Source organism: Streptomyces rimosus subsp. rimosus (assembly GCF_000720725.1).
In the GTDB taxonomy this organism is placed as follows: Bacteria; Actinomycetota; Actinomycetes; order Streptomycetales; family Streptomycetaceae; genus Streptomyces; species Streptomyces rimosus_A.
This window is the reverse complement of record NZ_JOCQ01000028.1, coordinates 1-13,967: the sequence shown is the minus strand read 5'-3', so window position 1 is coordinate 13,967 and position 13,967 is coordinate 1. Positions and strand designations below refer to the sequence as shown.

The following is a 13,967-nucleotide window of genomic DNA, read 5'->3' as shown; positions in this document are numbered from 1 at the left end:
CGCGCGGCACCGGAATCCGGCCGGGCGGCCCTCGGGCGTCCCGTCGCTGCCGCCGAGCCTATGGGCACCCGGGCCGCCGGGGGTCACCGGGGCGGAAGTCGCGCTCCGTGAAGTCGGGGGTTTAGGTTGCCGTCATGGTGGAGGGAAAACGGATGCAGACGCACATACGGAACACAGTGGAAGACACCGGGGACAGGGGCACGCGCGCCGCGTTAGGCGACGCGTCCGGACCGCCCTCCGGCAGCCTGCGCCGCTCCTCGCTCCTGATGGCCGCGGGCACCGTCGTCTCCCGGGCTACGGGCCTGTTCCGGGGCGTCCTCCAGGCCGCCGCCCTCGGTACGGGGCTGCTGGCCACCACGTACAACACGGCGAACCTCGTCCCGATGAGCCTGTACACGCTGCTGATCGGCGGCGCGCTCAACGCCGTACTCGTGCCGCAGCTCGTCCGGGCCCGGGCGGAACACGCGGACGGCGGGCGGGCGTACGAGCAGCGGCTGGTCACGCTCGTGCTGACGGTCCTCGGCATCGGCACGCTGCTCGCGGTGTGGGCGGCGCCCGAGATCGTGAGCCTGTACACGACGGACACGCCGGAGAACCACGCCGCTTACGAACTGACCGTGGTCTTCGCCCGGTTCCTGCTGCCGCAGATCTTCTTCTACGGGGTGTACGGCATCCTGGGTCAAGTGCTCAACGCGCGCGGCAAGTTCGGCGCGATGATGTGGACGCCGGTGCTCAACAACGTCGTGCTGCTCGCCATGTTCGGCACGTACGTGGGGCTGCTGACCGTGCCGGAGACGGTGGCGGACATCACGGACGCGCAGGTGCGTCTGCTCGGCGTCGGCACGACCATCGGCATCGCCCTCCAGGCGCTCGCGCTGATCCCCTACGCCCGCGAGGCGGGGTTCCGCTTCCGGCCGCGCTTCGACTGGCGCGGCACCGGGCTGCGCAAGAGTGCCGACGCGGCGCGCTGGACGCTGCTGTTCGTGCTGGTCAACCTGGTCTCGATGACGGTCGTCACGCACTACGCGACGGCCGCCGACCAGGAACTGCCCAAGGCCGGCGTCGGCTTCTCCTCGTACACCTACGCCCAGAACATCTGGGGACTGCCGCAGTCGATCGTCACCGTCTCGCTGATCACCGCGCTGCTGCCCCGGATGACCCGGGCGGTCGCCGAACAGCGCTTGGACGACCTGCGCGGCGACCTCTCCCGCGCGCTGCGGACCAGCGGCGTGGTCATCGTCCCGGCCGCGGTCTTCTTCGTGGCTTTCGGCCCGGAGATGGCGCAGCTGCTGTACGCGCACGGCGCCGCCAGTGCCGAGTCCGCCGTGCCGCTGGGGCAGATGCTCCAGGCCCTGGGGCTGGGGCTGATCCCGTTCTCCGCCCAGTCGCTGCTGCTGCGCGGGTTCTACGCCTTCGAGGACACCCGTACGCCGTTCCTGCTGGCCGTGTGCATCTCCGCCGTCAACGTCGCGCTCGCCACCGCCTGTCACCTGCTGCTGCCGGCCCGGTGGGCGGTCACCGGGATGGCCGCCGCGTACGCCGTGGCATACGCCGTCGGGCTGCTGGCCAGCGCGTTCCTGCTGCGCCGCCGGCTGGAGGGGCGGCTGGACGGGCGGCGGCTGAGCCGTACGTACGGCAAGCTGACCGGTGCCGCGCTGGCCGCCGGGGCGGTGGGCTGGGCGGCGGCCCACGCCTGTGCCGGTGCCGCCGGGGACGCCTTCTGGTCCACGGCGCTCGCCCTCGCCGCCGGGGCCGCGACCATGGCCCTGCTCTTCCTGCTGCTGGCCCGCGTCCTGCGGATCACCGAGCTGCGGTCCCTGCCGGGGCTGCGCTGACCTCGGGGGCCGGGGCGGGGTCCGGGACGGGAGCCGCTTCGGCTGCCGCCCCGGCCGCCGCCTCGGTCCGGACCAGCTTCTCCATCTTGTCGATGCCGATCACCCCGCCGGCCAGGATGGCGAGGACGATCGCCGCTATCAGCATCACCGTGCCCAGCCACACCATCGTGTCCACGGGCAGGGTGAACGCGCCGATAACCCGGGCCACGCACTCCCCCAGCAGGGCGATGCCCCACACCGCCGAGTGCCGCCGCTGCACCCGCCGGAACCACGCCGACTCCGCCGTCAGCCGGTCCCATGCGGCGCTCCTGGCCGCGTCCCCCTTGGTGATCCACGGCTTGAGCACCGGCGCCATCATCGGCCGCCCGATCAGCGCGGACACCAGCACCGCCAGGCCGAAGGTGCTGCTCACGGCGCTGTCCTTGGCCAGCATCAGCCGCTCGTCGCCGGCCACCAGGCTCAGCAGCAGGCCGAGGACGTTGGTCGCCAGCATCACCGTGGCCACCGCGTTGAAGCGGCGTTCCCCGACCAGGCTCCACACCGAGCGGACGGCCGGCAGCACACCACTCCAGGCCAGCGCGGCGAAGGTGCTCATGCCGAAGACGCCGGTGAGGAGGTAGTACGACGCGATCGGGATCCCGGCGTCCAGCAGCAGCGCCCGGGGGCCCTCCAGCTTCGTGCCGGCCGTGGGGGCCGTGGCCGTACCGGTACCGGTGGCCGCTTCCGTGCCGTGCGGGGCCTGGCTGTTCATGGGTCCTCCGAATCGCTGTCCGCGCCGTCCGTCCTTGACGACGCCCTCAGCTTCGTCCGCGCACCCCGTGCCGCGGCAGTACCGCGTGTACCGGCTTCGCCATGACATTTGTCAGCACCCGGCCGACCGGCAAGGCACTTGCCCTGGAGGGCACTCCAGCTCCTAGCGTCTGATCCAGGACCCGAGTGATCCACAACCCGAGCGAGAGGGAACCCTTCGTGCGTTACACACTGTTCGGCAGGACCGGTCTGCGGGTGAGCGAGCTGAGCCTCGGCGCCATGACCATCGGCTCCGACTGGGGCTGGGGTGCCTCGAAGGACACCAGTGCGCGGATCGTCGACGCCTATGAGGACGCCGGCGGCAACTTCCTCGACACCGCCAACAACTACACCGACGGCAGCGCCGAAACGATCCTCGGCGAGCTGCTCGAAGGCCGCCGGGACCGCTTCGTACTGGCGAGCAAGTACACCTGCGCCACCCGCCAGGGCGACCCGAACGCGGCGGGCAACCACCGCAAGAACCTCGTGCAGTCGGTCGAGCAGAGCCTGTCCCGGCTGCGCACCGACCACCTCGACGTCCTGTGGGTGCACGCGCGGGACAACTTCACCCCGGTCGAGGAGGTGATGCGGGCGCTGGACGACGTCGTACGGTCCGGGAAGGTGCAGTACGTCGGCGTGTCCGACTGGCCGGCCTGGGAGATCGCGCAGGCCAACACCCTCGCCGAGCTGCGCGGCTGGACCGCATTCGCCGGCTCGCAGCTGCGCTACAGCCTGCTGGAGCGCACGCCGGAGCGGGAGCTGCTCCCCCAGGCGCGCGCCTTCGACCTGGCCGTACTGGCCTGGGCCCCGCTGGCGGCCGGCAAGCTCACCGGCAAGTACCGGCGCGGCGAGCGGGGCCGGCTGGACGTCACCGGCGAGAACGGCCGCGCGTCGGAGCGCGAGGAGGCGACGATCACGGCGGTGCTGGAGGTCGCCGAGCAGGGCGGCTGGAGCCCGGCGCAGGTGGCGCTCGCCTGGCTGCGGCAGCGCCCCGGCAACATCGTTCCGATCATCGCGGCCACCAAGGAGAGCCAGCTCGCCGACAACCTCGCGAGCGTGGACGTGGAGCTGGACGCCGACGCGCTGCGGCGGCTCGACGAGGTGAGCGCCGTGCCGCTGGGCTTCCCGCACGACTTCCTGGCGGAGCCCGCGATCACGCAGAACGTCTACGGCGACCGCTGGGAGGCCGTCGAGGACCGGCGGACCACCTACCGCCGGTCGGTGCACGGCGTCCTCTGAGACACCGGGCTCCGGGCTCCAGGCCCTCAGCCCGTGCCGCGCCCGCCGGTCGCATCACCGCGCGGGCGCGGCTGGAGTGACGGCCGGGAGGATTCAGGCCCATGGACGACGTCGTACGAGGGCGATCCCCGGCATGGCGACGGCAGTGCCGAAGGCGGTCCAGAACACGAACTTGCCGGTCGACCCGTTGACCGTCCGCAATTCCCCGTCATCGTGCAGGCAGAACGAGTCGGGCGGAAAGTACTGCGTGACCGGAGTACCAACGTGGTAGCACGGAGAAGTCTTGGGAAACAGAAACGGCAGCGCTCGCTGCGAAAGGATCCCGCCGACGCCTACCGCCAGCCACCCGGCCAGCACGAACACGATCATGATCCAGGCGGGGGCCTTCGCCCACCGCCCCAGCAGCCAGGCACCAGCCGTCGGCACGACGAACACCATGACCAGAACGGACACCACGAGCAGCGACTTCACCACCCGATTACAGCACTACCGCCCGCCGACGGACCGCTGCCTGGTTCCCCTTTTCGGGACCGGCCCCAACGCTTCGCTTCAGGGGATCCGCACCCGGGCGCGGTCCGTCGTCGCGATCGTCGCCGACCCCACCACCCGCGTGCCGTCGTACAGCACGATCGCCTGGCCGGGGGCCACGCCGCGGACCGGCTCGGTGAAAGTGACGAGCAGCCCGCCGTCGGCCGGCTCGGCGGTGACCTCGGTCTCGCCGCCGTGGGCGCGCAGCTGGGCGGTGTAGGTGCCGGGGCCGGTCGGCGCGGCGCCGCACCAGCGGGGGCGTACGGCGGTCAGCGCGGTCACGTCCAGGGACTCGGCCGGGCCCACCGTGACGGTGTTGTCGACCGGGGAGATGTCCAGGACGTAGCGCGGCTTGCCGTCCGGGGCCGGGGTGCCGATGCGCAGGCCCTTGCGCTGGCCGATGGTGAAGCCGTAGGCGCCCTCGTGGGTGCCGACCTTGGTGCCGGACTCGTCGACGATGTCGCCCTCGGCGCGGCCGAGCCGCTTGGCCAGGAAGCCCTGGGTGTCGCCGTCGGCGATGAAGCAGATGTCGTGGCTGTCCGGCTTCTTGGCGACGAACAGGCCGCGCCGGGCCGCCTCCTCGCGGATCTCCGCCTTGGTGGTGAGCGTGTCGCCGAGCGGGAACATGGCGTGCGCCAGCTGCTGGTCGTCGAGCACGCCGAGGACGTACGACTGGTCCTTGGCCATGTCGGAGGCGCGGTGCAGCTCGCGGCCGCCGTCGGGGCGCTCCACGATCGTCGCGTAGTGGCCGGTGCAGACCGCGTCGAAGCCGAGGGCGAGCGCCTTGTCCAGCAGCGCGGCGAACTTGATCTTCTCGTTGCAGCGCAGGCAGGGGTTGGGCGTGCGGCCCGCCTCGTACTCCGCGAAGAAGTCCTCGACCACGTCCTCGCGGAAGCGTTCGGCGAGGTCCCAGACGTAGAACGGGATGCCGATGACGTCGGCGGCGCGGCGCGCGTCGTGCGAGTCCTCGATGGTGCAGCAGCCGCGGGCGCCGGTGCGGAAGGACTTCGGGTTCTCGGAGAGCGCGAGGTGCACGCCGGTCACGTCGTGGCCCGCCTCGGCGGCGCGGGCGGCGGCGACGGCGGAGTCGACACCGCCGGACATGGCGGCGAGCACGCGGAGGCGGCGGGGAGCGTCAGTCGTCATAACCACTCCAGGGTAGACGGAACCAGTGACGGGCCCCCAAGCGTTGTGCAGCGCATGGGAGACGCGGGGGAAGCCGGCCGGGCCGGCGGCGGTGACGGCCAGGGGTTCAGCAGACGCGCCCTGCTGCTCGGCGGCGCCGGTACGGTCCTGGCAGGCGGTGCCGTGTACGCGCTGCACGACGAGGCGGCGCGCTGGTGGTGGCGGCTGCCGGGCCGCAAGAAGCCGCGGACGGACGGCGCGGTGGACTACACCTCCGCGCGCTGGGTCCCGGCCGCCCCGGCGAACTGGCGCCAGGCCGACCGCCCGGACGATTACACGATCGACCGGGTCGTGATCCATGTCGTCCAGGGCGGCTACACGGACGCCCTGCGCGTCTTCCAGAGCCCGATGCACGGCGCCGCCGCGCATTACGTGGTGCGCAAGGACGGGCTGGTGGCGCAGACGGTCCGGGAGCTGGACGTGGCGTACCACGCGGGCAACCGCGCGTACAACGAGCGCAGCATCGGCATCGAGCACGAGGGCTTCGTGGACCGCCCGGCCTCCTTCACACCTGCCATGTACGCATCATCGGCGCGGCTGACCGCCGGGATCTGCCGCCGCTACGGCTTCCCCGCCGACCGGCAGCACATCGTGGGCCATGTGGAGGTACCGGGCACCGACCACACCGATCCCGGGCCACACTGGAACTGGCGGCTGTACCTGGACCTGGTACGCGCCGAACTGCGCCGCCCGTCCCCGGCGACGGGGGCGTGACGGGGGCGCGCCCCGGCGCCGCCGCGCCCCACGTGGAACGGACCTCTCATGGCGTACGACAGAGCCCCGGCCGCCGGGCGCACGGGCCACGGGCCGGGCCCCGGTTCCGCCGAGGACCGCGTCTTCGGCCGGATCGGCCTGGACCTGGACGCGGCGGCGGGCCGGCTGACGGTGCACGGCGAGCGGGTGCCGACGGCCGAGCTGCGCCGGGCGCCGGAGGCCGTCCCGGCCAGGTCTCTACCGTTCGGCACCCGCGACGCCACGGCCCTCCGGCTGACCGTCGACGGCCACCCCGGGCACATCACCCCCGGCGGGGGACGGCTGGCCCGGCGCTCCCACCGGGTGGACGTGATCTACGGCGGCATCCTCTACCGGCTGCTGCCGGACTCGCCGGGCGGCAGCCGGCTGGTCAAGGACGGCCGCCGGATCGCGGACTTCTCCTCGGACGGCGCCGGGCACGTGTGGGCCGACTGGCACCCGGACGTGGCGCCGCCGCTGCGCGAGGACGCCGCGGTCGGTTACGTCCTCGCCACGGCCTTCGGCACCGGCGCCGAGCCGTCCTGGCGGCTGCTCGTCCAGGCCGTGGCCGGCATGCTCCGGTGACCAGGCACGCGCCTCAGCTCAGGCCCGCGCTGCGCGCCCGTTCCACCACCGGCCCGATCGCCTCGGCCAGCGCCGCCACGTCCGCCTCGGTGGACGTGTGCCCGAGCGAGAACCTGAGCGTGCCGCGGGCCAGGTCCGCGTCCGTACCCGTGGCGAGCAGGACGTGGCTGGGCTGGGCGACCCCCGCGGTGCAGGCGGAGCCGGTGGAGCAGGCGATGCCCTGGGCGTCCAGGAGGAGCAGCAGGGAGTCGCCCTCGCAGCCGGGGAAGGAGAAGTGCGCGTTGGCGGGGAGCCGCCCCGCCGGGTCCGGGTCGCCGCCGAGGACCGCGTCGGGAGCCGCCGCGCGTACCGCCTTGACCAGGTCGTCCCGCAGGGCGCCGATGTCCCGGGCGAACTCCTCGCGGTGCGCGACGGCGTGCCGGGCGGCGGCGGCGAAGGCGGCGATGCCGGGGGTGTCCAGCGTGCCGGAGCGCACCTGCCGCTCCTGGCCGCCGCCGTGCAGCACCGGGACGGGCGCGTACTCGCGCCGCAGGAGCAGCGCGCCGACCCCGTACGGTCCGCCGATCTTGTGCGCGGAGACGGTCATCGCGGCCAGTCCCGAGGCGGCGAAGTCCACCTCCACCTGCCCGAACGCCTGGACCGCGTCGGCGTGCAGCGGAACGTCGAACTCCGCTGCCACCGCGGCCAGTTCGCGGACCGGCATGATCGTGCCGATCTCGTTGTTGGCCCACATCACGGTGGCCAGGGCGACATCGTCGGGGTTGCGGGCGATGGCCTCGCGCAGCGCGTCGGCGTGCACCCGCCCGTACGCGTCGACGGGCAGCCATTCGACGCGCGCGCCCTCGTGCTCGGCGAGCCATTCCACCGCGTCCAGGACGGCGTGGTGTTCGACGGGGCTGGCGAGGACGCGGGTGCGGGCCGGGTCGGCGTCCCGGCGGGCCCAGTACAGGCCCTTGACCGCGAGGTTGTCGGCTTCGGTGCCGCCCGCGGTGAGGACCACCTCACTGGGGCGCGCGCCGAGCGCGGAGGCGAGGGATTCCCGCGCCTCCTCGACGGTGCGCCGGGCCCGCCGGCCCGCGGCGTGCAACGAGGACGCGTTGCCGGTGACGGTCAGCTGGGCGGTCATCGCCTGCACCGCCTCCGGAAGCATCGGGGTGGTGGCGGCGTGGTCGAGGTAAACCATGGTGCGCACGATTCTACGAGCAGGCGCGGGGGCGCATGCCGAGCGCGTGGGGGCTCGCCCCCACTCCCCCGCCGTGCCCGCGCGTCCGGGGCCGCCGGGCGGGCCGGCACGGGTTCGGGGAAACCCCTCGACAACCCTGTAAGGAGTGTCTAGCGTTACGGTCATGACACAGCAGTGGCGACTGGACCGTACGTACCGCAGCTCCGCCGGCGCCGTGCGCTGGACCGCGTTCGGGGAGGACGGCGCGCCGCCCCTGGTCCTGCTGCACGGGACGCCGTTCTCCTCCTACATCTGGCGGGACGTCGCACGGGCACTGGCCGGGCGGTTCCAGGTGTACGTCTGGGACATGCCGGGCTACGGCGACTCCGAGATGGCCACCGGGCAGGACGTCTCCCTCGCCAAGCAGGCCGAGGTCCTCACCGAACTGTTCGCGCACTGGGGCCTGGACACCCGCGAACCCACCGTGGTCGCACACGACTTCGGCGGCTACGTGGCGCTGCGGGCCCACCTCGTGCACGGCGTGCGCTACCGGCGCCTCGCCCTGCTCAACGCGGTGGCGCTCACCGGCTGGGGCTCCCCCACGTACCGCCTGCTCGGCAGCCACCCGGACGTGTTCGGCCGGCTGCCCGCGGGGCTGCACCGGGCGCTGGTGACCGAGTACATCGGCTCGGGCAGTCACCCCGGACTGCACCCGGCCACCCTGGAACGGCTCGTCGAACCGTGGTGCACCGAGGTCGGGCAGGCCGCCTTCTACCGGCAGATCGAGCAGAACGGACTGGACCTCACCAAGGACCTCGACGGGCGGCTCGGCGAACTCACCGTGCCGACGCTGGTGTGCTGGGGAGCCGAGGACACCTGGCTGCCCGTCGGCTGGGCGCACGAGCTGGCGGCGGCCGTCCCGGGCGCCCGCCTGCACCTGTTCGAGGGGGCCGGGCACCTCGTGCAGGAGGACGCGCCGGCCGAACTGGCGGCGGCGCTGGCCGCGTTCGCGGGCGCGGACGGGCACGGCCCGGCGTAACGCGCCTCGTACCGCCGCGGCTACGCCCCGGCCACGCCCGGCTCCAGCGGGGGCGTGCGCGGCCGGGGGCCCGCCGCCCCGGCCGTCTTGAGTTCCTCGTACAGCGCGGCGGCCCGCTCCCAGCACGCATGCGCCTCCTCGGTGTCCCCGAAGGCGTCATACGCGTGCCCCAGCAGAGTCAGTCCGTCGGCCCACCGCCGGTTGCCGCCCGACTCCGCGAGGAGCCGCACCGCGGCCCCCGCCGCCTGGACCGCGGCCTTGGAGGGGCCGACGGCGAGCAGCGACTCGGCGGTCCTGAGCTGCGCCAGGCCCGCCCAGAGCCGCTGTCCGGCCGCCTCGAAGGCGGGCAGCGCCTCTTCGAGGGCAGCCAGCGCGTTCTCGTGGCAGCCCGCGCCCGCCCGGGCGACGGCGAGGAAGTACAGGGCCGTGCCGAGGCGGTGGCCCTGTCCGGCCGACCGGAGGATCCGCACGGCCTGCTCGGCGAGTTCGGCGCCCCGCTTCGGGGCACGGTCGCGTACGGACAGGCGGGACCGCTCCACCAGAACCGCGGCCCTGCCGAGCCGGTCGCCCTGCACCTGGCAGTGGCTCATGGCCAGGGTGAAGTACTGCTCCGCGTCGCCCCTGCCGAGCGCGGAGGCCGTCGCGCCGCGCACCAGCGGGGCGCGGCTGCTGGTCACCGGGTCGCCCGCGTCGAGCCCGAGCCGGTACGCGCGGCGGGCCTCGTCCTCCGCCTGGTGGAACCGCTCGGCCACCAGACAGGCACGGGCGCACGCCAGCCGGGCGCGCCCCTCCGCACGCCGGTCGCGGTCGGCGGCGGTCCCCGCGGCCACCGCCCGCGCTGCGGCCTCGTACGCCTCCGTGTGACGCCCCGTACCCAGCAGCGGGTCGAGCAGGAGCAGCACATCGGCGCCGCGGGCGGCGTAGCCGCCGTACGGCAGCTCCGCCGTCTGCCGGACGAGGGACAGCGCCCCGGTGCCCTCCGCCGTCCACCAGTCCGCGGCGGCCCGGCGGTCGGCCAGGCGCGGGGAGGTGGCGGTGGTGGTGATGGCGGGGATGTGCCCCAGCAGGAACGCGTCGGGCGCGTCGAGCGCGTACGCCCACTGGGCCGTGACCAGATACCAGTCCAGCAGCCGGGACAGCGCCGCCCGGCGGTCCGCCGGTGAGGTGTGGGCGGTCAGGTTCTCCTGCGCGAAGGCGGCGAGCGCTTCGCGGTGCCGGTAGCGGCCCGGCGTCGGGACCTTGATCAGGCCGATCCGCGCCAGGGCGGCCAGATCCTCCTGGGCCTCGGCAGGACCGCTGCCGGTCAGGGCTGCCACCGCGCCCGCGGACAGGTCGGGGCAGTCCGGCAGCGCCAGCAGCCGGAAGACGGCGAGCGCCCGCGGAGCCAGGTCATGGGTCAGGCGCAGCGCGGTGCCGGTGATCAGGGCCTCGGCCGCCGTACGGTCCGTGCCGCCCTCCAGCATCAGTTCCGCCGCCACCGCGTCGACCGCGGCCTCCGTACAGCCGCACGCTTCGAGCGCCGCACGCGCCGCGGCCCGGCGGGCCGCCACCCGCTCCTCCCCCACCCGCAGCGCGAGGAGGTCCAGCGCGTCGGCCGCGCTCATGGCCTCCAGGTGCAGGGACAGCACCCCGGGCAGCCCGGCCGGCGGCCGGTCGCGCCCGATGACCAGCGCCGCGCCCGGCGCCTCCGGGAGCAGCGGCAGGACGGGCACCACATCGCGCACCTCGTCCAGGACGACCATCAGGCGGCGGCCGCGCACCACCGCCCCGTAGAACGCGAGGCGTTCGGCGGGGTCCCCGGGGATCTCGGCGGCCCGGTAGCCCAGTTGCCGCAGCAGCGCGGCGGCCAGGTGGGCGACGGCCGCCTCCGGGTCGCCGGACGCCGGCATGATCGCGTAGAGCCGTCCGTCCGGGAAGCGCTCCTGCACCGCGTCGGTCACCTGGGCCGCCAGGCTCGTCTTCCCGACGCCCGCGCCCCCGGAGACGACACAGGCGGTCCGCGCCGTGGCCCCCTCCCTGGTCAGGTGCTCCGCCAGCTGCTGGGCCTCGGCGGGCCGGGCACCGCCCGCGCGCTCCTGCCGGGGCCCGTACCGGCCCGCGCGCAGCAGACTGCGCAGCCCGGGCGAGGCCGGCTCGTCGTGGGCCAGGGCGCGGCCGAGCAGTTCGCGGGTGCGCTCGCGGGCCGGGTCCAGGTAGAGCAGCCAGGTCAGCGCCTCCTCGGCGGCGGCGTGGCGGCCGAGCCGCAGTTCCATTTCCGTACGGTCCTCTATCAGCGTGCGCCGCCGGTCGGCCAGCCGCCGGGACTGCGCCCGCAGATACGGGCCGGGCAGGTCCGCCAGGGGCTCGCCGTCCCGCCACAGGGCGACGGCCGTATCCAGCGCTTCCCAGGCGCGCTCCCAGTCGCGCGCGGCGCGCGCCTCGGCGGCCGTCTCGGCCAGCTCCTCGGCGTGGCGCAGGTCCACGGCGACATCCGTATCGCCGTGAGGACGCAGTGCGTAGCCACCGCCCTCGCTCACCAGGACGCCCGCGTCCGGGCCGAGGGCCTTGCGCAGCCGGGACGCGTAGGTGCGCAGGGCCGCGTGCGCGGCGTGCGGCGGCTCGTCGCCCCACAGGGCCTCGATCAGTTCGGCCTCGGAGGCGGCGCGGCCACCGCGCAGCGCGAGCGAGGCCAGCAGCGCCTGCTGCTGCGGAGAGCCGGTCGCCAGAGCCGTGTCCCCGCGCCGCATCCGCACCCGCCCGAGCAGGGTGATGCGCAGCGGCTCGCGCTCCGGGCCGGGCGGCTCCTCGGCCGTACCGGACACGTCCGCCTGTCCGGTGCCGTCCTGATCCCATGTGAGCGCGAGCAGTTCGGCCAGGCGGGTACGGGACGGGTCACGCTCGAACAGGTCGTTCAGCTCCGCCTGGACCTCGGCGTAATGGCCCAGGCGGAGTTCGGTCTCGATGCGGTCCTCCACCAGGGTGCGCCGCCATGCGAGCAGCCGGAGCCGTTCGGACTGCGCGTACGGCCCGTAAAGGCCTGCCAGGGGCTCCCCCTCCCACAGGTTGAGGGCCGTCCTCAGCAGCACCCGGGCGCGGCCCCAGTCCCCCGCCTCGCCGGCGGCGCGGGCGGAGCGTTCGCACTCCTCGGCGCGCGCCAGGTCCACGGCGATCTCGGTCCCGGCGTCACCGCGCAGGGCGTAGCCGACGCGCTCCCGGGTCAGCAGGTGTCCGTCCTCGCCGAGCGCCTTGCGCAGCCGGGCGACGCTGTGTTCCAGCATCGCGTGGGCACCGCGTGGCGGGCTGCCGCCCCAAAGCGCGCCGATCAGTTCGGCGTCGGTGGCCACGCCCCCGTGGTGCAGCAGGAGGGCGGCGAGCAGGGTGCGGTCCAGCTCGGCCGGCACCTCGATCCGCTGGCCTCCCCGCCACAGCCCCACGGGGCCGAGGACGGTGGCACGCAGCGGCTCACGGGGCGCGTCGCCGGACAGGACCGGTGCGGCCGGGCGGGACCGGTCGGCAGGAGGGGCGGGCTCGGCGGCTGCTTCGCGCGGCGGCTGCGGGCCCGGCACCGTATCGGCCGGTCCCGCGGTGACCGTGGGGTACGGCCCGGACGCCACACCCGCCTCGGGCTCCGCCCCCACCGCCCCACCGCCCAGCCGCTCCAGGACCGGACTGGCCAGCACCGCGAACGCCTGCGCCGACTCCTGGAGCCGCAGCTCCCCGGTCTCGTCGGCGACCAGCGCGGGGAAGTCGGGCAGCCGGCCCATGTACGGCTCCAGGGCGCGGCCGACCGCCTCGACGACGGCCAGGGACTGCTGGGTGCCCAGGCCGCTGAAGAGGAGTTCGCGCACACCGGGCCGGAAGTTGTAGACCGGCTGTCCGGCACCGGCGCCCAGCGGCCCGCCGAGCGGGCCGAGGGAGGGCGCCCGGCGCGGGTCGGTGACCCGTTCCAGCAGCCCGCCGAGGAGGATCTCGGCGACCTGGGTGGGCCCGGCGTCGGTCATCGTGGCGGCCCGTACCAGCTGCATCAGGGGGACGGTGAGCGGGTTGATCGCGGAGAGGCGTACGGCCAGGCGGTAGGACTCGGGCGAGAACGCGCCGCGGAAGTGTGCGACCAGTTCCTCGGCCGGCCCGGCGGGGCGCGGCGGGTCCTGCTCCGGGTCCTCGCCGAGCAGCACCGTGTCCACCAGGTGCGGGACGCCGGGGCGGGTGAGCAGCGCGGTCCACTGGCCGAGCCCGCCAGGGGTCAGCGGGACGACCGGCAGTGCCACCGTCCCCGGCTCCTCGGCCTCCGGGTCCGGCTCGCCGGTCAGCGGGTCCAGGACGGTGGTCCGGTCCGGCCCGCCGAACTCGACAGGCGAGGTCAGCAGCCGGGGCTGGGCGTCCAGCGCGGTGCCGCGCCACAGCCGCCGCGGCAGCGGGTGGAGCACCGCCACCGGCCCGTACCGCCCCCAGCCGCGCACCGCGCGCGCCGCGTCGGGGGTCCGCCAGCCCGGGCTCGTGCCGTCGGTGAGGACGAAGGTCAGCGTGGGGCCCGCGGCCCACGGCAGCCGCCCCGGGACAGCCATCTTCCGGGGATCGAGGGTGCGCACGCGCACGCTCCGGAAGATGCCGCAGCGGTCCAGCACCGCCCGCAGCTCGCCGGCCAGCTGGCTCCACACCTGCATCGAGGGCGCGTCGTCCACCAACAGGACGGCGGACCAGCGGTGTTCGAGGTCCGGCCGGGACACCACGTCGAACAGCGCGGTCTCCGCGGCGAGCCGTACGGTCGCCTCCACGTCGGTGACGCGCCGGTGCGGGTGCGGCTCGAACCGGCGCAGCGGGCGCAGCGCCCGGGACAGGTGCTGGGGGCGGGCGAGGGCACGGCGGCCGGGCGCCCGCGCGGGGCGGGCGGGGG

The 13,967-nt window shown here is 74.8% G+C and carries 10 protein-coding genes; 5 read left to right on the top strand and 5 right to left on the bottom strand.

Annotation, left to right across the window (positions count from 1 at the left end):
• Positions 1 to 134 precede the first annotated feature (134 nt).
• A complete protein-coding gene (murJ, locus tag IH45_RS0116605; protein ID WP_050514907.1) occupies positions 135 to 1,835 on the top strand; it encodes a murein biosynthesis integral membrane protein MurJ in 1,701 nt (566 codons plus the stop codon).
• On the opposite strand, the gene IH45_RS0116600 is transcribed toward murJ, so the two are convergent.
• Positions 1,801 to 2,586: a VC0807 family protein gene (locus IH45_RS0116600; protein WP_030668011.1), complete on the bottom strand. Its 786-nt coding sequence runs from the start codon at positions 2,584 to 2,586 to the stop codon at positions 1,801 to 1,803. The genes murJ and IH45_RS0116600 overlap by 35 nt on opposite strands.
• Before the next feature lie 218 nt (positions 2,587 to 2,804).
• On the opposite strand from IH45_RS0116600, the gene IH45_RS0116595 reads away from it, so the two are divergent.
• Complete coding sequence (locus IH45_RS0116595; protein ID WP_030668007.1) at positions 2,805 to 3,863, top strand: aldo/keto reductase; 1,059 nt, start codon at positions 2,805 to 2,807, stop codon at positions 3,861 to 3,863.
• 93 nt (positions 3,864 to 3,956) lie between these two features.
• On the opposite strand, the gene IH45_RS0116590 is transcribed toward IH45_RS0116595, so the two are convergent.
• Together IH45_RS0116590 and mnmA are read right to left on the bottom strand one after the other, a co-directional pair.
• Positions 3,957 to 4,334, bottom strand: coding sequence for a hypothetical protein (locus IH45_RS0116590; protein WP_030668003.1), 378 nt, complete (start codon positions 4,332 to 4,334; stop codon positions 3,957 to 3,959).
• 78 nt (positions 4,335 to 4,412) lie between these two features.
• A complete protein-coding gene (mnmA, locus tag IH45_RS0116585) occupies positions 4,413 to 5,537 on the bottom strand; it encodes a tRNA 2-thiouridine(34) synthase MnmA (RefSeq protein ID WP_030668000.1) in 1,125 nt (374 codons plus the stop codon).
• Positions 5,538 to 5,591: 54 nt separating this feature from the next.
• Between mnmA and IH45_RS0116580 the strand changes: the two genes are divergently transcribed.
• Positions 5,592 to 6,290, top strand: a complete 699-nt coding sequence (locus tag IH45_RS0116580) for an N-acetylmuramoyl-L-alanine amidase (protein WP_032917601.1) — start codon at positions 5,592 to 5,594, stop codon at positions 6,288 to 6,290.
• 48 nt (positions 6,291 to 6,338) lie between these two features.
• Positions 6,339 to 6,893: an ACT domain-containing protein gene (locus IH45_RS1000000148740; RefSeq protein WP_063763007.1), complete on the top strand. Its 555-nt coding sequence runs from the start codon at positions 6,339 to 6,341 to the stop codon at positions 6,891 to 6,893.
• A gap of 13 nt (positions 6,894 to 6,906) precedes the next feature.
• Here the strand turns inward: IH45_RS1000000148740 and IH45_RS0116570 are convergent, their stop codons facing one another.
• Positions 6,907 to 8,076 (bottom strand): cysteine desulfurase family protein, encoded by a 1,170-nt coding sequence (locus IH45_RS0116570; RefSeq protein WP_030667978.1) that lies wholly within the window; start codon positions 8,074 to 8,076, stop codon positions 6,907 to 6,909.
• A gap of 163 nt (positions 8,077 to 8,239) precedes the next feature.
• Between IH45_RS0116570 and IH45_RS0116565 the strand changes: the two genes are divergently transcribed.
• Complete coding sequence (locus tag IH45_RS0116565) at positions 8,240 to 9,094, top strand: alpha/beta fold hydrolase (protein ID WP_030667975.1); 855 nt, start codon at positions 8,240 to 8,242, stop codon at positions 9,092 to 9,094.
• Between the two features lie 20 nt (positions 9,095 to 9,114).
• Here IH45_RS0116565 and IH45_RS0116560 read toward each other — a convergent pair.
• Positions 9,115 to 13,967: SAV_2336 N-terminal domain-related protein (locus IH45_RS0116560; RefSeq protein ID WP_030667973.1), on the bottom strand; the 4,853-nt coding region annotated here is incomplete at its 5' end.

Bases quoted from the DNA above. Each gene is read 5' to 3' on its own strand.
- murJ (WP_050514907.1), top strand. From the start codon at position 135: ATGGTGGAGGGAAAACGGATGCAGACGCACATACGGAACACAGTGGAA.
- IH45_RS0116600 (WP_030668011.1), bottom strand. From the start codon at position 2,586: ATGAACAGCCAGGCCCCGCACGGCACGGAAGCGGCCACCGGTACCGGT.
- mnmA (WP_030668000.1), bottom strand. From the start codon at position 5,537: ATGACGACTGACGCTCCCCGCCGCCTCCGCGTGCTCGCCGCCATGTCC.
- IH45_RS0116580 (WP_032917601.1), top strand. From the start codon at position 5,592: ATGGGAGACGCGGGGGAAGCCGGCCGGGCCGGCGGCGGTGACGGCCAG.
- IH45_RS1000000148740 (WP_063763007.1), top strand. From the start codon at position 6,339: ATGGCGTACGACAGAGCCCCGGCCGCCGGGCGCACGGGCCACGGGCCG.
- IH45_RS0116570 (WP_030667978.1), bottom strand. From the start codon at position 8,076: ATGGTTTACCTCGACCACGCCGCCACCACCCCGATGCTTCCGGAGGCG.
- IH45_RS0116565 (WP_030667975.1), top strand. From the start codon at position 8,240: ATGACACAGCAGTGGCGACTGGACCGTACGTACCGCAGCTCCGCCGGC.